Origin of the sequence: Serratia sp. CY27727 (genome assembly GCF_052169275.1) — a bacterium.
Taxonomy (GTDB): domain Bacteria; phylum Pseudomonadota; class Gammaproteobacteria; order Enterobacterales; family Enterobacteriaceae; genus Serratia; species Serratia sarumanii.
This window is the reverse complement of the sequence record NZ_JBJNLB010000008.1, coordinates 206,138-227,807: the sequence shown is the minus strand read 5'-3', so window position 1 is coordinate 227,807 and position 21,670 is coordinate 206,138. Positions and strand designations below refer to the sequence as shown.

21 protein-coding genes are annotated in these 21,670 nt (G+C 59.3%); 8 read left to right on the top strand and 13 right to left on the bottom strand.

Annotation, left to right across the window (positions count from 1 at the left end):
• Window positions 1-343: 343 nt before the first annotated feature.
• On the bottom strand, window positions 344-907 hold the full coding sequence (gmhB, locus tag ACJ8HB_RS19110; protein WP_033635715.1) for a D-glycero-beta-D-manno-heptose 1,7-bisphosphate 7-phosphatase: 564 nt from the start codon (window positions 905-907) through the stop codon (window positions 344-346).
• Window positions 908-1,095: 188 nt separating this feature from the next.
• Here gmhB and metN point away from each other — a divergent pair, with 188 nt between their 5' ends.
• From metN to proS, 6 genes are all read left to right on the top strand, one after another.
• Window positions 1,096-2,127, top strand: coding sequence for a methionine ABC transporter ATP-binding protein MetN (gene metN, locus ACJ8HB_RS19105; protein WP_004932012.1), 1,032 nt, complete (start codon window positions 1,096-1,098; stop codon window positions 2,125-2,127).
• Complete coding sequence (locus tag ACJ8HB_RS19100) at window positions 2,120-2,773, top strand: methionine ABC transporter permease MetI (RefSeq protein ID WP_004932010.1); 654 nt, start codon at window positions 2,120-2,122, stop codon at window positions 2,771-2,773. Before metN ends, ACJ8HB_RS19100 begins: the two co-directional genes overlap by 8 nt.
• Before the next feature lie 39 nt (window positions 2,774-2,812).
• Entirely contained in the window at window positions 2,813-3,628 is an 816-nt protein-coding gene (locus ACJ8HB_RS19095; RefSeq protein WP_033635716.1) for a MetQ/NlpA family lipoprotein, read from the top strand.
• A 114-nt stretch (window positions 3,629-3,742) separates the two neighbouring features.
• Window positions 3,743-4,147, top strand: coding sequence for an Rcs stress response system protein RcsF (gene rcsF, locus ACJ8HB_RS19090; protein WP_025304011.1), 405 nt, complete (start codon window positions 3,743-3,745; stop codon window positions 4,145-4,147).
• Window positions 4,144-4,851, top strand: coding sequence for a tRNA (N6-threonylcarbamoyladenosine(37)-N6)-methyltransferase TrmO (tsaA, locus tag ACJ8HB_RS19085; protein ID WP_039569840.1), 708 nt, complete (start codon window positions 4,144-4,146; stop codon window positions 4,849-4,851). The genes rcsF and tsaA overlap by 4 nt, the downstream gene beginning before the upstream one ends.
• Window positions 4,852-4,971: 120 nt before the next feature.
• The gene (gene proS, locus ACJ8HB_RS19080; RefSeq protein WP_033655309.1) at window positions 4,972-6,690 is read left to right on the top strand and encodes a proline--tRNA ligase; all 1,719 of its coding nucleotides are present in this window, start codon (window positions 4,972-4,974) and stop codon (window positions 6,688-6,690) included.
• A 60-nt stretch (window positions 6,691-6,750) separates the two neighbouring features.
• On the opposite strand, the gene nlpE is transcribed toward proS, so the two are convergent.
• From nlpE to ACJ8HB_RS19065, 3 genes are read right to left on the bottom strand one after another with little or no spacing between them, the layout of a single operon-like run.
• Window positions 6,751-7,434 carry an envelope stress response activation lipoprotein NlpE gene (nlpE, locus tag ACJ8HB_RS19075; protein WP_047570748.1) on the bottom strand — a complete coding sequence of 228 codons (684 nt, stop codon included), beginning with the start codon at window positions 7,432-7,434 and terminating at the stop codon, window positions 6,751-6,753.
• A gap of 29 nt (window positions 7,435-7,463) precedes the next feature.
• Window positions 7,464-7,877, bottom strand: a complete 414-nt coding sequence (gene arfB, locus ACJ8HB_RS19070) for an alternative ribosome rescue aminoacyl-tRNA hydrolase ArfB (RefSeq protein WP_047570746.1) — start codon at window positions 7,875-7,877, stop codon at window positions 7,464-7,466.
• A gap of 3 nt (window positions 7,878-7,880) precedes the next feature.
• Window positions 7,881-8,429 carry a YaeQ family protein gene (locus ACJ8HB_RS19065; RefSeq protein ID WP_033635720.1) on the bottom strand — a complete coding sequence of 183 codons (549 nt, stop codon included), beginning with the start codon at window positions 8,427-8,429 and terminating at the stop codon, window positions 7,881-7,883.
• Window positions 8,430-8,642: 213 nt separating this feature from the next.
• Here ACJ8HB_RS19065 and ACJ8HB_RS19060 point away from each other — a divergent pair, with 213 nt between their 5' ends.
• Together ACJ8HB_RS19060 and rof are read left to right on the top strand one after the other, a co-directional pair.
• Window positions 8,643-8,843 carry a YaeP family protein gene (locus tag ACJ8HB_RS19060; RefSeq protein WP_004931993.1) on the top strand — a complete coding sequence of 67 codons (201 nt, stop codon included), beginning with the start codon at window positions 8,643-8,645 and terminating at the stop codon, window positions 8,841-8,843.
• Window positions 8,830-9,093 (top strand): Rho-binding antiterminator, encoded by a 264-nt coding sequence (gene rof, locus ACJ8HB_RS19055; RefSeq protein ID WP_004931991.1) that lies wholly within the window; start codon window positions 8,830-8,832, stop codon window positions 9,091-9,093. The genes ACJ8HB_RS19060 and rof overlap by 14 nt, the downstream gene beginning before the upstream one ends.
• Before the next feature lie 50 nt (window positions 9,094-9,143).
• Here rof and ACJ8HB_RS19050 read toward each other — a convergent pair whose 3' ends face one another.
• The 9 genes from ACJ8HB_RS19050 to accA form a co-directional block, all read right to left on the bottom strand.
• On the bottom strand, window positions 9,144-9,458 hold the full coding sequence (locus tag ACJ8HB_RS19050) for a c-type cytochrome (RefSeq protein ID WP_094860064.1): 315 nt from the start codon (window positions 9,456-9,458) through the stop codon (window positions 9,144-9,146).
• Window positions 9,458-10,789 (bottom strand): tRNA lysidine(34) synthetase TilS, encoded by a 1,332-nt coding sequence (tilS, locus tag ACJ8HB_RS19045; protein ID WP_094860063.1) that lies wholly within the window; start codon window positions 10,787-10,789, stop codon window positions 9,458-9,460. Before tilS ends, ACJ8HB_RS19050 begins: the two co-directional genes overlap by 1 nt.
• Before the next feature lie 56 nt (window positions 10,790-10,845).
• A complete protein-coding gene (dtpD, locus tag ACJ8HB_RS19040; RefSeq protein ID WP_033655313.1) occupies window positions 10,846-12,297 on the bottom strand; it encodes a dipeptide permease DtpD in 1,452 nt (483 codons plus the stop codon).
• A 68-nt stretch (window positions 12,298-12,365) separates the two neighbouring features.
• Window positions 12,366-14,504, bottom strand: a complete 2,139-nt coding sequence (gene cadA / locus ACJ8HB_RS19035; protein ID WP_043139919.1) for a lysine decarboxylase CadA — start codon at window positions 14,502-14,504, stop codon at window positions 12,366-12,368.
• Window positions 14,505-14,599: 95 nt separating this feature from the next.
• Complete coding sequence (cadB, locus tag ACJ8HB_RS19030; protein WP_041036471.1) at window positions 14,600-15,943, bottom strand: cadaverine/lysine antiporter; 1,344 nt, start codon at window positions 15,941-15,943, stop codon at window positions 14,600-14,602.
• Window positions 15,944-16,311: 368 nt separating this feature from the next.
• Window positions 16,312-17,865 carry a lysine decarboxylation/transport transcriptional activator CadC gene (cadC, locus tag ACJ8HB_RS19025; RefSeq protein WP_047570737.1) on the bottom strand — a complete coding sequence of 518 codons (1,554 nt, stop codon included), beginning with the start codon at window positions 17,863-17,865 and terminating at the stop codon, window positions 16,312-16,314.
• Window positions 17,866-17,954: 89 nt separating this feature from the next.
• Entirely contained in the window at window positions 17,955-18,344 is a 390-nt protein-coding gene (locus ACJ8HB_RS19020) for a VOC family protein (RefSeq protein ID WP_047570735.1), read from the bottom strand.
• Window positions 18,345-18,449: 105 nt separating this feature from the next.
• The gene (locus tag ACJ8HB_RS19015; protein WP_047570734.1) at window positions 18,450-20,594 is read right to left on the bottom strand and encodes a lysine decarboxylase LdcC; all 2,145 of its coding nucleotides are present in this window, start codon (window positions 20,592-20,594) and stop codon (window positions 18,450-18,452) included.
• Between the two features lie 111 nt (window positions 20,595-20,705).
• Window positions 20,706-21,665, bottom strand: coding sequence for an acetyl-CoA carboxylase carboxyl transferase subunit alpha (accA, locus tag ACJ8HB_RS19010; protein ID WP_004931972.1), 960 nt, complete (start codon window positions 21,663-21,665; stop codon window positions 20,706-20,708).
• Window positions 21,666-21,670: the final 5 nt, after the last annotated feature.

Sequence of the window (21,670 nt, the reverse complement as noted above, 5' to 3'; positions counted from 1 at the left end):
TGAATTTTACTTCAGTTAGTCACTCTTCAAGACTTGATATTTTTTTGCATCCGAAGATGCTGGATATCGTCTTGTGGAGTGCCCACACAGATTGTCTGATAAATTGTTAAAGAGCAGTGAGTTAGGCGCTTTCGCTTGCTAACTCGAGGTGGCGTATATTACGCTTTCCTCTTTCAGAGTCAACCCTAATTTTCAGGATTTTTTCTCTGCGACCCCCGGATACTCTGTGAAGTTGTTCACATGTTCCGTGTCGATGGAGGCGCATTATAGGGAGCCGGTTCAGAATGACAAGCGATAATATGCATTTTTTATCTGACCGCTCACTATTCATTCGTAACGCCTATTAAACCCGCTTTTTGATGGCTTCAGGCAGGTCCGCCAGGCTATTTAGCACCCAATCGGCCAGCTTTTCGCCCTGCTCCGTCACCGGCTTGCCGGTACGCACCAGCACCTTGGTGCCGACGCCGGCCGCGATCGCCGCCTGCATATCTTCCGGTTTATCGCCCACCATATAAGAAGCGGCCATATCGATGTTCAATTCCTGCTGCGCTTGCAGCAGCATGCCCGGCTGCGGTTTACGGCAGTCACACACCTGACGATACTCTTCTACTACCGCCTCCGGATGGTGCGGGCAGAAATAGATGCCGTCGAAGTCAACGTCGCGATCGGCCAGCGACCAGTCCATCCACTCGGTCAGGTACATGAATTGGTCTTCGCTGAACTTGCCGCGCGCAATGCCGGACTGGTTGGTCACCATTACCAGCGCGAAGCCCATCTTTTTGAGTTCGCGACAGGCGTCAATCACGCCGTCAATAAAGTGGAAGTTGTCGATTTCATGGACATAGCCATGGTCAACGTTAATCGTACCGTCACGATCGAGAAAAATTGCTGGAACGCTTTGTGTCACCGCTTTGCTCCTGAGGGCCTGTATACGCTGACAGTATCGCATGTTTTACCCCGCACTGAGAACGCCGGAGAACGTCGCAGGCCGTTGACTTGGACGTCTAGACGCCTTAACATCTGATCCATACCTTGGTTCCACGCCGAGGTTTACTTTTATCTAGCCACGGGCAACCACGCTAAAATAAGAAGAATATGATTAAACTTTCTAACATCACTAAAGTGTTCCAGCAGGGTTCGCGCACCATTACCGCGCTCTCTGACGTGACCCTTCACGTCCCTGCCGGGCAAATCTATGGCGTCATCGGTTCCTCCGGCGCCGGTAAAAGCACGCTGATTCGCTGCGCCAACATGCTGGAGCGCCCAACGTCCGGCCAGGTGCTGGTCGATGGTCAGGATCTGACCTCGCTGTCGGAAAGCGAACTGACGCGCGCCCGTCGCCAAATCGGCATGATCTTCCAGCACTTCAACCTGCTCTCTTCCCGCACGGTGTTCGGCAACGTGGCGCTGCCGCTGGAGCTGGACAATACGCCGCGCGCCGAGATCAAAAAGCGCGTGACCGAACTGCTGGAGCTGGTCGGCCTGGCGGACAAGCACGACGCCTACCCGGCCAATCTGTCCGGCGGCCAGAAACAGCGCGTGGCGATCGCCCGCGCGCTGGCCAGCAATCCTAAAGTGCTGCTGTGCGATGAAGCCACCAGCGCGTTGGATCCGGCCACCACCCGTTCCATCCTGGAACTGCTGAAAGACATCAACCGCCGGCTGGGCCTGACCATTCTGCTGATCACCCATGAAATGGACGTGGTGAAACGCATCTGCGACCAGGTCGCGGTCATCAGCCAGGGGCAACTGATCGAAAAAGACAGCGTCAGCGAAGTATTCTCGCACCCGAAAACCCCGCTGGCCCAGCAGTTCATTCAGTCCACGCTCCATCTGGATATCCCGGACGACTACGCCGCGCGCCTGTCGCCGGAGCGTCAGGGCGACCGCCAACCGCTGCTGCGCCTGGAGTTCACCGGCCAGTCGGTCGATGCGCCGCTGCTGTCTGAAGCCGCTCGCCGCTTCAACGTGAACAACAACATTATCAGCGCCCAGATGGATTATGCCGGCGGCGTGAAATTCGGCGTGATGCTGGCGGAGCTGCACGGCAGCGACGAAGACGCGCTGGCGACGATTAAGTTCCTGCAGGAAAATCAGGTAAAAGTAGAGGTTCTGGGTTATGTCTGAGGCAATGATGTGGTTGATGGCGCGTGGCGTGTGGGAAACCGTCATGATGACCTTTGTCTCCGGCTTCTTCGGTTTCGTGCTCGGCCTGCCGGTCGGTGTGCTGTTGTATGTCACCCGCCCGGGGCAGATCATCGCCAACAACTCGCTGTATAAAATCCTGTCCGGGCTGGTGAACATCTTCCGTTCTATCCCGTTCATTATCCTGCTGGTTTGGATGATTCCATTTACCCGCATGATCGTCGGCACCTCTATCGGTCTGCAGGCGGCCATCGTGCCGTTGACCGTGGGCGCCGCGCCGTTCATCGCGCGCATGGTGGAAAACGCCCTGCTGGAGATCCCGTCCGGTCTGGTGGAAGCGGCGCGCGCCATGGGCGCCACGCCGATGCAGATCATCAAGAAAGTGTTGCTGCCGGAAGCCCTGCCGGGCCTGGTCAACGCCGCGACCATCACGCTGATCACCCTGGTGGGCTACTCCGCCATGGGCGGCGCAGTCGGCGCCGGCGGTCTGGGCCAAATCGGTTACCAATACGGTTATATCGGTTATAACGCCACAGTGATGAATACCGTATTAGTATTACTGGTAGTTTTGGTTTATCTGATCCAATTCTGCGGCGATCGCATCGTCAAAGCCGTTACCCATAAATAGTTTCACAGCATGTTAATGCGAGTCTAATGAGGAAGGGATATGTCGTTAAAATTTAAATCCATCGCGGCAATTGGCGCACTGATCGGCTCTCTGGCTCTGGCGGGCTGCGGCCAGGATGAAAAGAATCCGAACCACATCAAGGTCGGCGTGATCGTCGGCGCTGAGCAGCAAGTGGCCGAAGTGGCTCAGAAAGTGGCGAAAGAGAAATACGGTCTGGACGTTGAGCTGGTCACTTTCAACGACTACGTGCTGCCTAACGAAGCGCTGAGCAAAGGCGATATCGACCTGAACGCCTTCCAGCACAAGCCATACCTGGACCAGCAGATCAAAGATCGCGGCTACAAGCTGGTGCCGGTCGGCAACACCTTTGTTTACCCGATCGCCGGTTACTCCAAGAAAATCAAATCGCTGGACGAGCTGAAAGAGGGTTCTCAGATCGCACTGCCTAACGATCCGACCAACCTGGGCCGTTCGCTGCTGCTGCTGCAGAAAGTCGGCCTGATCAAACTGAAAGACGGCGTTGGCCTGCTGCCGACCGTGCTGGACGTGACCGAGAACCCGAAAAACCTGAAGCTGGTTGAGCTGGAAGCGCCTCAGCTGCCGCGTTCTCTGGACGATCAGCAGATCGCGCTGGCGGTGATCAACACCACCTACGCCAGCCAGATCGGTCTGACGCCGGCGAAAGACGGCCTGTTCGTGGAAGATAAAGACTCGCCTTACGTCAACCTGCTGGTTGCGCGCGAAGATAACAAAGATGCGGAAAACGTGAAGAAATTCGTGCAGGCCTATCAGTCTGACGAAGTGGACGCCGCCGCCAACAAAATCTTCAACGGCGGTGCGGTGAAAGGCTGGTAAGCGCTTATTCGCCAATTTTATTCCTATAATTGCAAGACGGGCCAAGGCCCGTCTTGTTATTTCCGCCATAGATTGCTTCAATAGCGCCACTTTCATTAAGGCAGAGGAATCTCAATGCGTGTTTTACCTCTCTGTTTGTTAGCGCTCGCGCTGGCCGGATGTTCATCGCAACGTATCGCGCCGTCCTCAACAAACAGCACCAGCAAGCCAACCACTACCGCTCCGGCCAAGACCACGCCGGCCGCCCGCCCCGCTCCGGTAAAACTGTACAAAAGTGCAGAAGAGCTCGTGGGCAAGCCATTCCGCGATCTGGGTGAAGTGTCCGGCGAATCGTGCCAAACCACCGTACAAGACTCCCCACCGAATCTGGCTACCGCCCGTAAACGCATGCAGATCCGCGCGTCTTACATGAAGGCCAACGCCGTGCTGCTGCACGACTGCCAGATTGTCAGCGGTGTCGCCGGTTGTTACCAGCAGGCCGTCTGCCAGGGCTCGGCGCTTAACGTCTCGTCCAAATGACCGAATTCGTTTTCGAGCAGATCGGCGTGATCCGCTCGCCATATAAAGAAAAATTCGCCGTTCCCCGCCAGCCGGGGCTGGTCGAAGACGGTGGCGGCGAACTGCTGCTGCTGCCACCTTACAACCAGGCGGAGGCGGTACGCGGCCTCAGCGATTTCAGCCATCTGTGGGTGATGTTCATTTTCCATCAAACCCTGGAAGGCGGCTGGCGGCCGACGGTGCGCCCGCCGCGTTTAGGCGGCAATGCCCGCATGGGCGTATTCGCCACCCGCTCCACTTTCCGCCCCAACCCGCTCGGCATGTCCCTCATTGAGCTAAAAGGCGTGCGGGTGAAAAACGGCGAAGTGGCGCTGGAGCTGGGCAGCCTCGATCTGGTCGACGGCACCCCGGTGGTGGACATCAAGCCGTATCTGCCGTTCGCCGAGAGCCAACCGCAGGCCCGCGCCGGTTTTGCCCAGGCCGCGCCCGCCGGCGATATGCCGGTGCGTTTCGCGCCTCAGGCCGAGCAGCAGCTGCAGCAACATCAGGCGCGTTATCCGCAATTAAGGCGTTTTATCAGCCAGGTGCTGGCGCAAGATCCCCGTCCCGCCTATCGTAAAGGAGAGGACGTCGAACGGGATTACGCCGTCTGGCTGCTGGATTTCAACGTGCGCTGGCGCGTCGTGGACGGTCATACCGAAGTGTTGGCGCTCGACCCGCGTTAAAATTCCGCCGCCTCTCTTTTGGCGACCCGCTCGCGCTGGTAAACTAAACCACTTTTGTCACTTTTGGCCGCCACTCTGGCAGCCCGATGCAATTTGCAGTTCTAACGGAACCAAAACACCATGCGTACTAGCCAATATCTGCTCTCCACATTGAAGGAGACACCTGCCGACGCCGAAGTGATCAGCCACCAGCTGATGCTGCGCGCCGGGATGATCCGCAAGCTGGCCTCCGGTCTTTACACCTGGCTGCCGACCGGCCTGCGCGTTCTGAAAAAGGTTGAAAACATCGTTCGCGAAGAAATGAACAATGCTAACGCGATCGAAGTGTCCATGCCGGTGGTTCAGCCTGCCGATCTGTGGCAGGAAAGCGGCCGTTGGGAGCAATACGGCCCCGAGCTGCTGCGCTTTGTCGATCGCGGCGATCGTCCGTTCGTGCTGGGCCCGACGCATGAAGAAGTGATCACCGATCTGATCCGCAACGAGATCAGCTCGTACAAACAGCTGCCGCTGAACTTCTTCCAGATCCAGACCAAGTTCCGTGATGAAGTGCGCCCGCGTTTCGGCGTAATGCGTTCCCGTGAGTTCCTGATGAAGGATGCCTACTCCTTCCATACCTCGCAGGAGTCTCTGCAAGAGACTTACGACGCGATGTACGAAGCGTACAGCAAAATCTTCAGCCGCATGGGTCTGGATTTCCGCCCGGTGCAGGCCGATACCGGCTCGATCGGCGGCAGCGCCTCGCACGAATTCCAGGTGCTGGCAGACAGCGGTGAAGACGATATCGTGTTCTCCACCGGTTCCGACTTCGCCGCCAACATCGAGCTGGCGGAAGCGGTCGCGCCGGCGGCGCCTCGCGCGGCGGCCGGCGAAGAATTGCGTCTGGTGGATACGCCGAACGCCAAAACCATCGTTGAGCTGGTCGATCAGTTCCAGTTGCCGGTGGAAAAAACCGTGAAGACGCTGATGGTGCGCGCCACCGAAGAGAGCGGCCACAAGCTGGTTGCCCTGCTGGTGCGCGGCGATCACGAGCTGAACGAAGTCAAGGCCGAGAAGCTGGCGCAGGTTGCCACGCCGCTGACCTTCGCCACTGAAGAAGAAATTCGCGCCATCGTCGGCGCCGGCCCGGGTTCACTCGGCCCGGTCAACCTGCCGATGCCGGTGGTTGCCGACCGCAGCGTGGCGGCGATGAGCGACTTTGGCGCCGGCGCCAACGTCGACGGCAAACACTACTTCGGCATCAACTGGGAGCGCGATCTGCCGCTGCCGCAGGTGGCCGATATCCGTAACGTGGTGGACGGCGACGCCAGCCCGGACGGTCAGGGCACGCTGCTGATCAAACGCGGCATCGAAGTGGGCCATATCTTCCAGCTCGGCACCAAGTACTCGGAAGCGATGAAAGCGACCGTGCAGGGCGAAGACGGCCGCAACCAGGTGCTGACCATGGGTTGCTACGGCATCGGGGTTACGCGCGTCGTGGCCGCCGCCATTGAGCAGAACCACGACGAACGCGGCATCATCTGGCCGGACGCCATCGCGCCGTTCCAGGTCGCTATCCTGCCGATGAACATGCACAAGTCGTTCCGCGTGCAGGCGCTGGCCGAAGAGCTGTACAACACCCTGCGCTCCCACGGCATCGACGTGATCCTCGATGACCGCAAAGAGCGCCCGGGCGTGATGTTCGCGGATATGGAGCTGATCGGCGTGCCGCACTCTATCGTTATCGGCGACCGCAATCTCGACAACGAAGAGATCGAGTACAAGAACCGCCGCGTCGGCGAGAAGCAAATGATCAAAACCGGCGAAATCGTTGATTTCCTGCTGGGCCAGATCAAACGCTAAGCATCGAATGCCAGAAAGTAAAAAACCCGCCTAGGCGGGTTTTTTTATATCCGAAATCGCTTATTTGCTGCTGCAGTTTTTGCTGCGGTCAAACACGATTTTGCCGTCCGGCACCAGCGCCTTCTCGGTCAGACCTTCCTCCATCGACGGCTGCACGCTGAAGTGCGCGCTGAACGTCAGGAATACCGGCTCGCCGGCGGTCTTGTATGCTTTGGCGTAACCTTGCTCCAGCGCGATGTTGTTGTCCACCGGGAAGGTTTTGCCGGTAGCGCAGTCCTTGAAGACCGCCGCGTCCGCCATATAGGTGTAGCTGCCTTTCAGCGTCATCGGCGTTTTAGGCAACGGCTTCTCAACCGGATCCAGACGGTAATTCAGCTTGGACTCGATCGGCACGCCGCTGCGATCCAGCATTTCCAGGCTCTTGCCCACCGGGCGGAAATAGCGTTTTTCGCTGTTGCTGTCGGTCAGCACCAGCTTATCCGCGGTGCGCGCCCATTTGCCGTAGTCGGCAAAGGTCTGATCGCCGTCTTTGGTGCCGCGATAGGTTTCCTGCAGCACGAAGGTGCCGTCCTCATCCAGGAACAGCGCCGTATCCAGACCGCCGCAATCGGCGCAAGGCAACACCCCTTGATAGCTCTGCGGCATTGGCTGCAGCGGTTGTTCCTTCGGTTGATAATGATTGTTGCATCCCAACAACGAGAGTGCGCCTGCCGCGAGGAACAGGGCTACCGTAATTTTTTTCACAGTTATTCTCCTACTGTGTTCATGTATTCCTAAGTGCGAACCTTGCCACGCAGCGCCTTGGTGGCGCCTTTACGCGCCTTGCCTTCCAGGCGACGCAGTTTGGCCCCTTTTGTGGGCTTGGTCGCCTTGCGCGTTTTTTCCACCACCATCGCCTGCCGAATCAGCGCGGCCAGCCTGGCCAACGCCGCTTCGCGATTCAATTCCTGGCTGCGATACTCTTGCGCCTTGATAATCACCACGCCATCGGCGGTAATGAGATGATGATTCAGCGCCAGCAGCCTATCCTTATAATACTCTGGCAGGCTGGATGCCCGGATGTCAAAGCGCAAATGGATCGCCGTTGAGGTTTTGTTCACGTGCTGGCCGCCCGCGCCCTGCGCGCGGATCGCCGTCAATTCCAGCTCATTATCCGGTATGGCGACGTTTCTTGACAGTTCCAGCACCGGTTACACCTGCGCCAGCTGCCACTCGGCGAACTGGATTTCCAGACTATTCTGAGCATCGGACAGCCAAATAGTTCCCTCCTGCAACGTCGCCTGCAGCGTCATGGTGCGGCTGGCCAGCGCAGTCAGGCGCGCCAGCTGTTCGTCGTCGAGGAAACGCACGCTCAGGTTCTTGTAGCCGGCCACCTTGCCCTGCATTCCCTGCCACCACACGTGTGCGGCGCGCTCGCCGTAAGCGTACAGCACCACGCGCGGCGACTGGTTGCAGGCCTTGCGGATACGTTTTTCGTCGGGCAACCCCATCTCGATCCACATTTCCAGCCCATTGTGGTCGTTGCGCTGCCAGATCTCCGGCTCGTCGTCGGCGCTCAGCCCTTTGGTGAACACCAGCCGCTCGTCGGCATGGCAGATCCAGGCCAACAGGCGCAGCATCATGCGCTGCTCGTTTTCGGACGGGTGTTGCGCCAGCGTCAGCGTGGCGTCGTGGTAGAAGTGACGATCCATATCAGCGATATTGACCGCGGCTTTATAAATGGTTGCTTTCAGCGCCATGGGTGACCTCGTTATTATCCGGCGACAGTGTACTTGATCAGGGCCGAACGCCGCCAGCGCGGCCCGGCCGCGGCAGTGCGAAAGGCGTGCCGGGGTGCTGATAACTCCATAACAGCTGTGCTATAGTCGTCTGGGATAGGATAAAACTCCAAGAGCCTGCGCCTCATCGCGATAGTAGTCTTGATGATGCAGAGGTTCTTAAGGGAGGAAACTGTGCAACAATACTGTGAGTTAGTACGCCGTACTTACGCCGAGATTGGCAGTGGAGATCTTGGCTACGTGCCCGATGCGCTGGCTTGTGCGTTAAAGGCATTGGACGATGTCGCAGCGAACGATGCGCTACCGTCCTCCGTTAGGGAACAGGCGGCCTTTGCCGCCGCTAACTTATTGGTGAGCGACTATGTTGATGAATGATGAGTACCAACCCATCAATTGCGATGACTACGACAACCTGGAACTCGCCTGTCAGCATAAACTTATTCTGAAGCTGGAGTTACGCGACGGAGAAGTGATCGAGGCCAAGGCGATCGACCTGCTGCAAAAGAAACGCGTTGAGTATCTGACCATCGAACAGAATGGCCAACAGCGCGACCTGCGTCTGGACCATATCAGCAGTTTCAGTCATCCGGAAATCGGTACCGTGGTCGTCAGTCTGTCGGACTGAGCAACGGTAACCCCATCCCAACAGGGCAGCCCAACGGCTGCCCTCGTCATTTACGGCTTCAGGCTGGCGTAAAAGGCCGCCAGATCGGCGATATCGTCATCCGACAGCCCCGACACGTAGGCCTTCATCACCTCGGCCTGGCCGCCGTTGCGCTCCCCTTTCTTGTACGCCTGCAGCGCGTGCTGCAGGTACATGGCATTCTGCCCGGCCAGATTCGGGTACATCTGCACCGTCACCTTGCCCTGCGCGCCGTGGCACGCCGCACAGGCGGCGGCTTTCGCCTGGCCGGCCGCCGCATCCCCCGCCGCCAACGCCGGCAGGCTGAACAGACCGGCGGCCAACAGCGTGATCCCCACAAACTTCATCATTGCTCCTCGTGATTATGATTTTTTTCCCAGTGCAGCCGCCACGGACGTTCGCCTTCCGGCACCTGCCCCGCCTCACAGACGAATACGCCCAGCGCGGCGATCAGCTGCTCATCATAATAAATCAACGGGATGCGTTCACGCTGCCAGGGCGGGATCCCCAGCTCCTGCCACAATTTTTTTATCGGCCGCGAATGGGCGCGCCCCACGATGCGCACCGCGCCCTGCACGCCGCCGAAACGAATGCTGATCCGCTGCGACGGCTGCGGCGCGCGCAGCGCCAGCTCGCCCTCACCGGCGACAAGCCGCCCCAGCCCGTCCGGCAGCGCCAGCGGCTCGTCAGGCTGCCAGGGCAGATGCACATCGCGCAGCGCCGCCAGCGGCGGCAACAGGTGCAACCGGCCGCGGAAACGGCGAATCTGATAGGCGCCGAGCTGCAGCTGCGGTTCGGCATCCTCCCGGCTGAGCGCCACCTCCTCCCACAGGCGCTGAAGCTGCTCACGCGCCGGCATGGTGACGTTAAACAACGCGATCCAGCGCCGCAGCAAGGCGAAGCGCCGCACCGGCGAACAGTCCGTCAGGCCGTCGATCGCCAATGAGCTATCCGCCGCCAACAGGCTTTGCAGCGGTTCCGCCAGCAGTTCGTCCAGCAGCTGCTCCTGCTCGGCGCACAGGCCGGCGCTGCGCGCCACCGCCGAGGCGAAGTGCGGCCAGCGCTGGTTGAGCTGCGGCAACACCTGCAAGCGCAGGAAATTGCGATCGAAGCGCGTATCCTGATTGCTGTCGTCATCTATCCAGGTTAGGGCGTGGCGTTGCGCGTAGTTTTCCAATGTCTGTCGTGAGCAACCCAACAGCGGCCGCAACAGCAGGTGCTCGCCCAACGCCGCGCGCGCCGCCATCGCCGACAGCCCCGCCGGCCCGCTGCCGCGCTTGAGCGCCAGCAGGAAGGTTTCGCTTTGATCGTCGAGGTGTTGGGCGGTGAGCAGCGCTTCGCCCTCCGTTAGCGCGGCGCTGAAGGCGGCATAGCGCGCCGCACGCGCCGCCGCTTCGATGCCGCCCTGGCGGGCGTCCACCTGCACGTACGTCACCGTCAGCGGGATCTGCCAGTCGGCGCAGCGGCTGCGGCAATGCTCAACCCAGCGGTCGGCGAAGGCGCTCAGGCCGTGATGCACATGCAGCGCGCGCAGTTGCATTCCCGGACGCCGGCGGCGCAACGCCGCCAGCACATGCAGCAGTACGCTGGAATCCAGGCCGCCGCTGAACGCCACCAGCAGCCGCTGCTGCGCGCCCAACTGGTCTGCCACCCGCGTCGTTAATTGATCAGTATTCATCGGTAGGCTTTGTCACTTCTACATAGCTGCACGTTAACCCCGCCTACCGTCATCAATCAAGCATTAACCGTCCGTGCCTGGCGCCGCGTCAGCAGCCACCAACCGCCCAGCACCGCGATCACCGCCAGCGCGCATCCGGCCGCTCCCCAGCCAATCTGGGCGAAAATGCGGCCATACGCCTGCATCGCCGCCCCCTCGATGTGATCCTCGGCGGTCTGATTGGCGATAATGCCCGCCAGATAGTTGGCGATCGAGCCGGTCGCCAGCATATAGATGCCGGTCAGCACGCCGGTGGCGCCGGGGATATTCAGCCGGGTGATCTGCGCCATCGCCACCGGATCGATAAACAGTTCGGCGAAGCCCATCACCGCCAGGCCGGCGATCATCAGCCCCATCGATCCCGGCCCGTGCAACCGCGTATTGAGCGCCATCAGCGTAAAGCCGACGCCGATCAACAGCAGACCGAAGGCGAACTTACACCAGATGCGCAACGTGCGATCGCCCGCACCGTCGCCGCTCGCCAGCCATGCCAGCGCCACGCCACCCAGCATTACCGCACAGGCGTTAATCGACTGGAACAGCGCGGTCGGCACCGTCCAACCGAACCAGCGCCGATCGACGAAGTGATCGATAAACAGGCTGATGGAGCTGCCGCCCTGCTGGGCGAAAGCCCAGAACAGCGTGCCCAGCAGCATCAGCACAACGATCTGCCACAGCCCCCGGCGCTGGCCGGCGTCCGCACGCAGCATAATGCGCGCCACCAGCACCACCGCCGCCACGCACACCAGCCCGAGCAAATAGCCGGCCCAGTCGTGCACAAACAGCAGCGTGAAGAACAGCGGCGATGCCAGCAGCGCCGCCAACAGCCAACCCCAATGCGGCAAACCCAGGCTTTTGGCGCGCATCAGCGGTGCATTCACGCCGCGGGTATGGCGGAAGTGGCGCCCGCCGAGCAGGAAGATCGCCAGGCCGGCGAACATGCCGATCCCGGCCAACGCAAAGCCGACGTGCCAGCCATAGCGCTCGGCCGCCAGCCCACAGGCGATCGGCGCCAAAATGGAACCGACGTTGCCGGCGGCGTACAGCAGCGAGAAGCCCCCTTCGCGGCGCGAGTCGTGCGCCGGATACAGTTCGCCCAGCAGGCAGCTGATATTGGATTTGAACAGGCCGTAGCCGCAGATGATGATGGCCAGCGCCAGATAGAGCGACTGGGCGGAGACCGCGCTCAGGCCGAGCACGATATGCCCCAGCGTCATCAGCGCCGCGCCGGCGATCACTGCGACGCGATTGCCCAGCAGGCGGTCGGCGAGCCAGCCGCCCAAAATAGGAGTGACGTAAACTAACGAAGCGTAAGCGCTGTAGAGATCGATGGCGTGGCTGTCGGTATAGCCGAGTTGGTGGGTCAGATAGAGAATCAGTAACGCACGCATGCCGTAAAAGCTGAAATATTCCCAAATTTGTATGGCTACGACATAGTAGATTGCGCGCGGCTGTGAGGGTGTTTTCATGGAGGTCTCCCATCAGTCGGTGAACAGCAAAGGGGAAGCGCGAGCGCCTCCCCTGTTATTGGCTGCGGTTATTTCGCCTTCAGCACTTTCACCCGATAACGTCCGTCCGCCTGACGATAGGCGCCGTGAATGTCGGTTTCAAAGCCCGGATAATGCGCGCCGATTTCGCACAGCATCTGCAGGAACTCCAGCACCGGCCGGCTCTCCTCGGTCAGCATTTCGCCCGGCATCACCAGCGGCACGCCCGGTGGGTATGGGAGGATCATATTGGCGTTGACCTTGCCGACCATCTCTTCCAGATAAACCTCTTCCACTTCGCCGTGCAGCTCTTTCTGGAACGCCTGGTACGGGTTCATCACCATGGTTGGCAGCACTTCAAACGCGCGGTACATCAGGTCCGGCAGGTTGTGCTGCTCCACCAGGCGGTGAATGTTCTGCGCCAGATCCTGAATGCGCATGTTTTCATAGAAATCAGGCGCTTCGTGATACAGCGAAGGCAGCATGTTTTTCACCCGCAGGTTCAGATCGAACGAGCGTTTGAAGTCGGTCATCGCGCGCAGCAGGCTGAGCGCCTTGGTTTTGTCGATGCCGATGCTGAACAGGAACAGCAGGTTGTACGGCCCGGTTTTCTCGACGATGATGCCGCGTTCGTCGAGGTATTTCGCCACGATGCTGGCCGGGATGCCGAACGGCTGCATCTCGCCTTCCTTGCTCATCCCCGGCGTCAGAATGGTGACCTTGATCGGGTCGAGGTACATGTGTTCATTGTCGATGTTCTTGAAACCGTGCCAGGCGCTGTCGGAGCGCAGCGGCCAGCATTCCGGCTCATCGATATGCTCCGGCTGCCAGACGTCGAAGAACCAGCCGTCGGACTCGACTTTCAGGCGTTTGATCTCTTTGCGGAACTTGATCGCGCGTTCGATGGAGCCGTTGATCAGGCGCTTGCCGGCGTTGCCTTTCATCATCGCCGCGGCGGTTTCGGTCGACGCCACGATGCCGTAGTGCGGCGAGGTGGTGGTGTGCATCATGTAGGCTTCGTTGAAGGTTTCTTCGTTGATGTCGCCCTTCACGTGAATCATCGAAGCCTGCGAGAAGGCCGCCAGCAGCTTGTGGGTGGACTGGGTTTCATAGATCACCTTGCCCTCCACGCGGCCGCCGCTCATGCCGCACTTGCCTTTATAGATCGGGTGGAAGTTGGTGTAAGGCACCCAGGCGGAATCGAAGTGGATAGACTTCACGTCCAGGGTGTTCTTGATAAAGTCGGTGTTGTACAGCAGGCCGTCATAGGTGGAGTTGGTGATCACCGCATGCACCGGCCAGGTGGCGTTCGGGGTCTCCTTCACGCGTTTGGCGATGGTGGCGCGCTGGAACTCGCTCTGCGGAATGCCGCCGAGGATGCCGTAGGCGTTGCGGGTCGGGCGGAAGTAGATCGGCGTGATGTCACTCATCATCATCAGGTGAGTCAGCGACTTGTGGCAGTTACGGTCAATCAGCACCGTGCTGCCCGCCGGCGCCGAATACATGCCGACGATCTTGTTGGCGGTGGAGGTGCCGTTGGTGACCATGTAGCTGCGTTCGGCGTTGAACACGCGGGAAATGTACTCTTCCGCCTCTTTGTGCGGGCCGGAGTGATCCAGCAACGATCCCAGTTCGGACACCGAAATCGAGATATCCGACTTCATGGTGTTCGGGCCGAAGAAATCGTAGAACAGGCTGCCCACCGGGCTTTTCTGGAACGCGGTGCCGCCCATGTGGCCCGGCGTACAGAAGGTGTATTTGCCTTCGCGCACGTATTTGAACAGCGCCTTGGTCAACGGCGGCAGGATGGTGTCGATATACTCGTCGGTATTCTGTTTGATCTTGGCGGCGATGTCGGTTGCCGCGCCGAGCGCATATTCGAAGAAGCGCACCTGCATGCGCAGATCGTTCAGGCTGACGTCCAGCGTCGAATAGGTGTTGGCGAACGCGTACAGCGGCATGTACTCGTTCAGTTGGCTGATCTCTTCGCACAGCTCCAGGTTGTATTTGTCCCAGTCGAAGATCACCCCGCACAAGCGGGCGTTGTTCTCGATCAATTTCAGCAGGTCTTCGCGATCGTTAGGGTAAACGATGCGGAAATCCAGACTTTCCAGCGCCTGATGCAGTTCACGGATAGGCTCTTCTTTGAAGTAGACACCCATGTGATTCATGATGGCGATAACGTTCATATGCATTTCTCCTGGCAAAGCAAGCCCCTTCCCGTCGCGGCTGACAGGTCGGAAAGAAAGGGGCTGGGTAAATTCAGTCGGTCAGCGGACGCGAATCAGTGCGCTTTGGCCGTGGTGTTTTCATCGACCGCCGCGGCGTTGGCAGCCTGGCGGGTATTCATTTTCCGGGCGTAGAACATCAGGATAATCAGGCTGATGATAAAGGTGCCGGACAGTTCGAATGAGTTGGCGCCCATCAGCGCGATGAAGCAGAAGCCGCAGCCGCACACCGAAGCGATCAGGCTCAGCAGGTTGCGCACGTTGACCCCTTCGAAGCGGATCAGGTCTACGCAGGAGTAGAAGTAAGGCAGCATGGTCAGCAGCACCGCGATGCCGGTCAGCTCGCCGAACAGGTCGGACGCTTTGCCGCCGGCGGAGCTCATCAGGGTGATCAGCACCATCAGCGCGGTCATTTTGCAACCGGCCAGCAGCAGGCCTTTCTTCGGAATGCCGTTTTTATCCAGCTCGCCGTACACTTTCGGGAAGTTGCCGTCGTTGGCGGCGCGTACCCCGGCCTGGCCGACCAGCATCATCCACGAACCGAGCGACGTCAGGCAGGCGAAGGCAGTGAAGGCGGAAACCATCGGTGCAGCCCAGTTGCCCATAATCGCCGAGGCGCTGATGGCGAACGGCGCGCCACTGGCGGCCATTTCAGACGCCGGGAACATACCGCTGATCACCTGAGTGGCGGCGATGTAGATAATGCCCGCCAGGCCGGTGCCGAGCATGGTCGCCAGCGGCACGGTGCGTTTCGGGTTTTTCACCATGCCGGTGCTGACCGCTGCGGATTCCACGCCGATAAACGCCCACAGGCACAGCAGGATACTTTTAATCACCGCATGGCTGTCGGTGGTGCCGGAGGTATTCCAGTTAGCCTGGTAGGTGGCGACGTCAAACCAGTGCCAGCCGAGGGTGGCAGTCACGATCACCGGGATCAGCACCAGCACCAGGCCCAGGGTGGTCAAACGGCTGACCCAGGTTCCGCCCAGCATGTTGACGAAGGTGAAGATCCACACGATGGCGATACAGGCGATGCCGGCAGGTACCGGGTTATTCAGCGCCGGGAAGAAGGTGGAGAGATAAGAAACGGCGGTAATGCCGATGGCCAGGTTACCGATCCAGTTGGCATGGTAATAAAGCACGCCAGTCTGGAAACCGAAGGCCGGGGAAATTTCACCCGCATAAGCGATAGGGCCGCCCTGCTGTGGGTTTTTGGTGGCGAGGCGGGCATACACATAGGCCAGCGACATCGCCCCGATAATCGAGATCACCCATCCCCAAATGGCGATAGATCCGAGACTCGCCAGGTTGGCGGGCAATAAGGCAATCCCGCTCCCCATCATATTACCGGCGACGACGCCGGTGCAGGCAATAAGCCCTATTTTCTTGGGTGAAGCCATGGTCAGTTTCTCCTGATTTACGTTTCTTATAAGCCACACCCATAAATAAAGGATTTTAATGAGCCGGCTTGATAGTCAGGATGCTAACCATCGGGGGGAATAAAGTCCTAAAGATAAAGTGAGATTACGCTCATGATCATACAAATGATAACCTGAGGTTTTTCATTAACACATCAAGATAAAAAGGTAAGCTAAAGAAAAGATAAACATCATTTAAAAACAGCAAAATAGCGAGGTTAATTACGCATAACAAACGGCAAAAAAGAGCAATATTGCGCAGAAAAATAATACATTCATGCAACATGGCTTTAGCAATAAATAACGCCACCATGATCCCCGGAGAATAATGGCGGCGTGATAGCGGTTAATTATTGGCGCTGATAGTTATTTAAATAAGGCACCACGTTGGTCAATGACGTCTGGAATACGCCATTGGTGATCCAATGCAAAGTGTCCTCGCCGGGGCGAAGATTGAATGCGGTAATATAAGAATCCGCCGCCAAATGATTCTGCCCCTGCATTTCATACACTTTCCCCAGCAGCACATAATTCAGCCACGACATTTGCAATTCAATCCCCAGATCGATCGCCCGGTGCGCCTCGTCAATGCGCCCCTGCGTCAATGCATCTACCGCCAAAACTTGCTGCATGATTGGCGTGTTTTTCAGTTCGGGGATGGTCGCCAAATGACTGATATCGGCGCGCAGTTGCGCCAAGGCCTGGCTGTCGAACGGTTGATAAGAATTGCGCAGCAGGTCCACCAGCGCTTTTTCCGCCAGCAGGTAGTGGAAGTTCGGCGCGCTTTTAATCAACTCGCTCAGCTGGGCGCTGGCGCGGGTCAACGAATCGGCGTCGCCGTGGATCAGCAACTGATGCGCCTGGTAGAAGCGCTGCAGCAGCGGCCCGTTGTCGGGCAGCAGCTGCGCCAGACGCTGCTCCAACTGTGGCGGCCAGGGCTGCTTCAGCGCTGCGGACAGGCTGGAGAGGAAGTCGGTCTGGATCTTCAGCTGGTTATCGGCGGTAATGAAGTAACGCTTGTCCAGCATGACTGAGCTGTCGGCGTTATCCACCAACCGCACGGACAGGAAACACTGCTGGGCGCGGTAGTGGCGCTGATTGACGAACTCGATATACAGCGACTTGCCCGAGTTACTGGGGCCGGAATAGTTGTAGTTGGTCTGGTCGTGCACCAGGAAGGTCGAGTAGGTGTTCAGCGAATCGGTGATCAGCTCGCTGACGCCCACCACATAGGAGAGCTGCGGCATCCAGTTGCTGCAGCTCTCGCCGCCCTGGATGCGAATATCTATATCGCGCGGGTTGAGCAGCACCGGCATGGTCGATACCGGCACGCGCTGCGACAGCGTGGCGATGCCGACAAACGCCACGCAGACGCTGAGCGCCGCCAGAAACGCCAGCCACACCCAGAAGGTCGAGCGGCGATAAAAGCGCGGCTTCTTTTCACCGGGCGCGGCAACCGGCGCGCTTGCCCGACGCGGCGGCACGTACGGCGTCTCGTCTTCCTCGCTGCCGTCTTCCGGTTCATGCATGATCACCGCAATCTGCGGCGCCGGTGCGGGAGCGGGTTGCGTCTCCCCCTCTTCACACCAGATCACCGACGTCGCCAGCTTATATCCGCGCTTGGGCACGGTGATAATGTATTCCGGGCTGTCGCTGTCGCCGTCTTTCAGGTATTTGCGCAGCTCCGAAATACATTGGGTCACCACGTGGTTGGTGACGATATTGCGCTTCCAGACGTTGTCGATCAGTTCGTCGCGGCTCAGCACCACGTCCGGATGGCGGGCGAAATAGCACAGCATGTCGATCAGGCGCGGTTCCAGCGTTTTTTGGCGTCCGTCGCGGCTGATGGTGTTGTCGGCAGGGGTAACCAGCCACTCCCCGACGCGAAAAGCAGGCTCTTGCATGGCGGAAATAACTCTGTAGGCATGTAGGGCAAGGGCGCGATCATAGCATAACCGCCCCCGGCTGTGGCCGCCGGGAGGCGATTAAGCCGTTAACGCTCGTATAATTCTAACGGTAAACCATCGGGATCGCTGAAAAAGGTAAAGCGGGATTGGGTGTAAGGATCGACGCGTACCGGTTCGCAGGCGACGCCGGCCGCCTGCAGATGGGCGATGGCCTGGTCAATGTCGTCAACGCTGAACGCCAAATGGCGCAGGCCGCAGGCCTCCGGGCGGCTGACGCGAGCCGGCGGCGAAGGGAAAGAAAACAGCTCGATGGCGTATTGCCCGTTGAGCGCCAGATCCGCTTTCCAGGAGTCGCGTTCCTCGCGGTAGACCTCGCTCAGCAGGGTGAATCCGAGAATGTCGCAGTAAAAACGCTTGCTGGCGGCGTAATCCGCGCCAATGATCGCGATATGGTGTACCTGACGTAACGCCAGCATGGCGGCCTCTCCTGTTCGGTCTGATGAGGCAAGGTATCCGGCGGCGGTGATGCCGTCAATGGGAACGCCCGGCATATCTTTCCAAACCGCCGGGCGTGTTATGCATTATGGCTGTGGGGCTTTCAACACCTTCACCAGATAGCGCCCATCCTCCGTCAGTTTGGCGCCGTGGATGTCGGTTTCAAAACCGGGATAGCGCTCGCCGATCGAGCACAGCATCAGCAGAAAATCGAGTACCGCCCGGCTCTCTTCGGTAATCATTTCCCCCGGCATCACCAGCGGCACGCCCGGCGGATACGGCAGGATCATATTGGCCGCCACCTTGCCCACCAGCTGATCCAGCTCACAGGTTTCCACGTTGCCCCGCACTTGCTCCTGGAACATCTGGTGCGGCGTCAGCTTCATTTCCGGCAGCACGTCGAACGCCCGCTGCATCAGGCGCGGCAGATCGTGCTGGCAGATCAGGCGATGAATGCCGGCGGCCAGATCCTGAATGCGCATGTTGCGATAGAAATCCGGATCCTCGGCGTACAGATCCGGCAGCATGTTCTTCACCCGCAGGTTGAGATCGTAGGCGCGCTTGAAGTCGGTCAGGCCGCGCAGCAGGCTCATCGCCTTGGTTTTGTCGATGCCGATGCTGAATAGGAACAGCAGGTTGTACGGCCCGGTCTTCTCCACCACGATGCCGCGCTCGTCGAGGTACTTCGCCACCAGCGCCGCCGGGATCCCCTCCTCCTCCAGCGCGCCCAGCTCGTTCATGCCCGGCGTCAGGATCGTCACCTTGATCGGATCGAGGTACATGTGATCGCGATCGGTCTGGCCGAAGCCGTGCCAGTTGTCGTCCGGATCCAATGGCCAGCATTGCGCTTCATCGATCTCTTCCGGCTGCCAAATGTCGAAGAACCAACTGTCGCTCTCCTCGCGCAGCCGCTGCACTTCACGGCGAAAATGCAGCGCGCGCTCCACCGAGCGGTTGATCAAGCGGCGCCCCGGGTTGCCGCGCAGCATGGCGGCCGCGGTCTCCATCGACGCCACGATGCCGTAGTGCGGCGAGGTGGTGGTGTGCATCATGTAGGCTTCGTTGAAGGTGCTCTCGTCGTAGTCGCCCTTGATATGAATCATCGAGGCCTGCGAGAAGGCCGCCAGCAGCTTGTGCGTCGACTGGGTCTCGTAGAAAACCTTACCGGGCACCCGCTCGCCGCTCATGCCGCTCTTGCCGTCGTAAATCGGATGGAAGTTGGTGTAAGGCACCCAGGCGGAGTCAAAGTGGATCGATGGCACCTCCAGCGTCTGCTTGATGTAGTCGGTGTTGTACAGCAGGCCGTCATAGGTGGAATTGGTGATCACCGCATGCACCGGCCAGGTGGCGTTCTCGGTCTCCTGCACCCGGGCGGCGATGCTTTCGCGGGTGAACTCGCGCTGCGGAATGCCGCCGAGGATGCCGTAGGCGTTGCGCAGCGGGCGCAGATAGATCGGCACGATATCGCTCATCATCAGCAGGTGGCACAGCGATTTGTGGCAGTTGCGGTCGATCAGCACGGTGCTGCCGGCCGGCGCCGAATACATGCCGACGATCTTGTTGGCGGTGGAGGTGCCGTTGGTGACCAGATAGCTCTGCTCGGCGTTGAAGGTGCGCGCGATATACTCTTCGGCCTCCAGGTGCGGCCCGGTGTGATCCAGCAGCGACCCAAGCTCGGTAACCGAAATCGAGATGTCGGCTTTCAGGGTATTGGCGCCGAAGAAATCGTAAAACAGGCAGCCCACCGGGCTTTTTTGAAACGCGGTGCCGGCCATGTGGCCCGGCGTGCAGAAGGTGTACTTCCCTTCGCGCACGTAGTTGAACAGTGCCTTGGTCAGCGGCGGCGTAATGGTGTCGATGTATTCTGCGGTGTACTGCTGGATGCGCTGCGCGATATCGTCCGCCGCATTCAGGCCATACTCGAAGAAATAGAGCACCATGCGCATTTCATGCAGGCTGACGTCGAAGGTGGAATGGGTATTGATAAAGGCATACAGCGGCAGGTATTCATTCAGCTCGTTGATTTCGCTGCACAGCTCCAGGCTGTAGTCGTCCCAGTCGAAGATCACCCCGCAAATGCGGGCATTGGCTTCGATCAGCTTCAGCAGATCACCGCTGTTTTTGGGGTACACCAGCTGGAATCCCATGGCGGTCAGCGCCGCGTGGAGCTCGCGGATCGGCTCATCTTTGTAGTAGACGCCCGTAGGGCCCATGATGGCGATGATATTCATCGGCAGCTCCTGTCAGTTAACGGCCAAGTCTCTATAACACCACGAAAATCCGGCGGTGTGTAGCCAAAAAAAAACCGCCCGGAGGCGGTTTCTTGCAGCGAAGCACAGAACTCAGCAGTAGCCGTAATTCATCAGACGCTGGTAGCGGCGGTTGAGCAACTCTTCGTCGTTCAGGCCGTCCAGATCTTTCAGATCGGCCAGCAGCTGCGCTTTCAGCGCGGCGGCCATCGCCGGTACGTCGCGGTGCGCGGAACCCAGCGGCTCCGGGATCACCGAGTCGATCAGCTTCAGCTCTTTCAGACGCGGCGCGGTGATGCCCATCGCCTCTGCGGCCAGCGGCGCCTTATCGGCGCTCTTCCACAGGATGGAGGCACAGCCTTCCGGCGAAATCACCGAGTAGGTGCTGTACTGCAGCATGTTCACCTTATCGCCCACGCCGATCGCCAGCGCGCCGCCGGAGCCGCCTTCGCCGATGACGGTGCAGATGACCGGCACGTTCAGGCGCGACATCTCACGCAGGTTGCGCGCGATGGCTTCGGACTGGCCGCGCTCTTCCGCGCCCACGCCCGGATAAGCGCCCGGGGTATCGATAAAGGTGATGATCGGCATCTTGAAGCGCGCGGCCATTTCCATCAGGCGCAGCGCCTTGCGGTAGCCTTCCGGCGCCGGCATGCCGAAGTTGCGGCGGATCTTCTCTTTGGTTTCACGGCCTTTCTGGTGCCCGATGATCATCACCGGGCGGCCATCCAGGCGCGCAATACCGCCGACGATCGCTTTGTCGTCGGCGTAAGCGCGATCGCCCGCCAACTCTTCGAAGTCGGTAAAGATGTGTTTGATATAATCCAGGGTATAAGGACGGCGCGGGTGGCGTGCCAATTGGGCAATCTGCCAGGCCCCAAGATCGGCAAAAATCTTGCGCGTCAGCTCAACGCTCTTTTCACGCAGGCGCTGAACCTCTTCGTCCAGATTAATATCTAATTTTTCGTCTTGACGGCTGACTGCAGTCAGCGAGTCAATTTTCGCTTCCAGCTCTGCAATCGGCTGTTCAAAATCAAGAAAATTCAGACTCATAGCAT

Excerpts from the sequence above, each read along its gene's own strand:
- metN (WP_004932012.1), top strand. The coding sequence starts at position 1,096 with ATGATTAAACTTTCTAACATCACTAAAGTGTTCCAGCAGGGTTCGCGC.
- ACJ8HB_RS19100 (WP_004932010.1), top strand. The coding sequence starts at position 2,120 with ATGTCTGAGGCAATGATGTGGTTGATGGCGCGTGGCGTGTGGGAAACC.
- ACJ8HB_RS19095 (WP_033635716.1), top strand. The coding sequence starts at position 2,813 with ATGTCGTTAAAATTTAAATCCATCGCGGCAATTGGCGCACTGATCGGC.
- rcsF (WP_025304011.1), top strand. The coding sequence starts at position 3,743 with ATGCGTGTTTTACCTCTCTGTTTGTTAGCGCTCGCGCTGGCCGGATGT.
- tsaA (WP_039569840.1), top strand. The coding sequence starts at position 4,144 with ATGACCGAATTCGTTTTCGAGCAGATCGGCGTGATCCGCTCGCCATAT.
- proS (WP_033655309.1), top strand. The coding sequence starts at position 4,972 with ATGCGTACTAGCCAATATCTGCTCTCCACATTGAAGGAGACACCTGCC.
- ACJ8HB_RS19065 (WP_033635720.1), bottom strand. The coding sequence starts at position 8,429 with ATGGCGCTGAAAGCAACCATTTATAAAGCCGCGGTCAATATCGCTGAT.
- rof (WP_004931991.1), top strand. The coding sequence starts at position 8,830 with ATGTTGATGAATGATGAGTACCAACCCATCAATTGCGATGACTACGAC.
- ACJ8HB_RS19050 (WP_094860064.1), bottom strand. The coding sequence starts at position 9,458 with ATGAAGTTTGTGGGGATCACGCTGTTGGCCGCCGGTCTGTTCAGCCTG.
- tilS (WP_094860063.1), bottom strand. The coding sequence starts at position 10,789 with ATGAATACTGATCAATTAACGACGCGGGTGGCAGACCAGTTGGGCGCG.
- dtpD (WP_033655313.1), bottom strand. The coding sequence starts at position 12,297 with ATGAAAACACCCTCACAGCCGCGCGCAATCTACTATGTCGTAGCCATA.
- cadA (WP_043139919.1), bottom strand. The coding sequence starts at position 14,504 with ATGAACGTTATCGCCATCATGAATCACATGGGTGTCTACTTCAAAGAA.
- cadB (WP_041036471.1), bottom strand. The coding sequence starts at position 15,943 with ATGGCTTCACCCAAGAAAATAGGGCTTATTGCCTGCACCGGCGTCGTC.
- cadC (WP_047570737.1), bottom strand. The coding sequence starts at position 17,865 with ATGCAAGAGCCTGCTTTTCGCGTCGGGGAGTGGCTGGTTACCCCTGCC.
- ACJ8HB_RS19020 (WP_047570735.1), bottom strand. The coding sequence starts at position 18,344 with ATGCTGGCGTTACGTCAGGTACACCATATCGCGATCATTGGCGCGGAT.
- ACJ8HB_RS19015 (WP_047570734.1), bottom strand. The coding sequence starts at position 20,594 with ATGAATATCATCGCCATCATGGGCCCTACGGGCGTCTACTACAAAGAT.
- accA (WP_004931972.1), bottom strand. The coding sequence starts at position 21,665 with ATGAGTCTGAATTTTCTTGATTTTGAACAGCCGATTGCAGAGCTGGAA.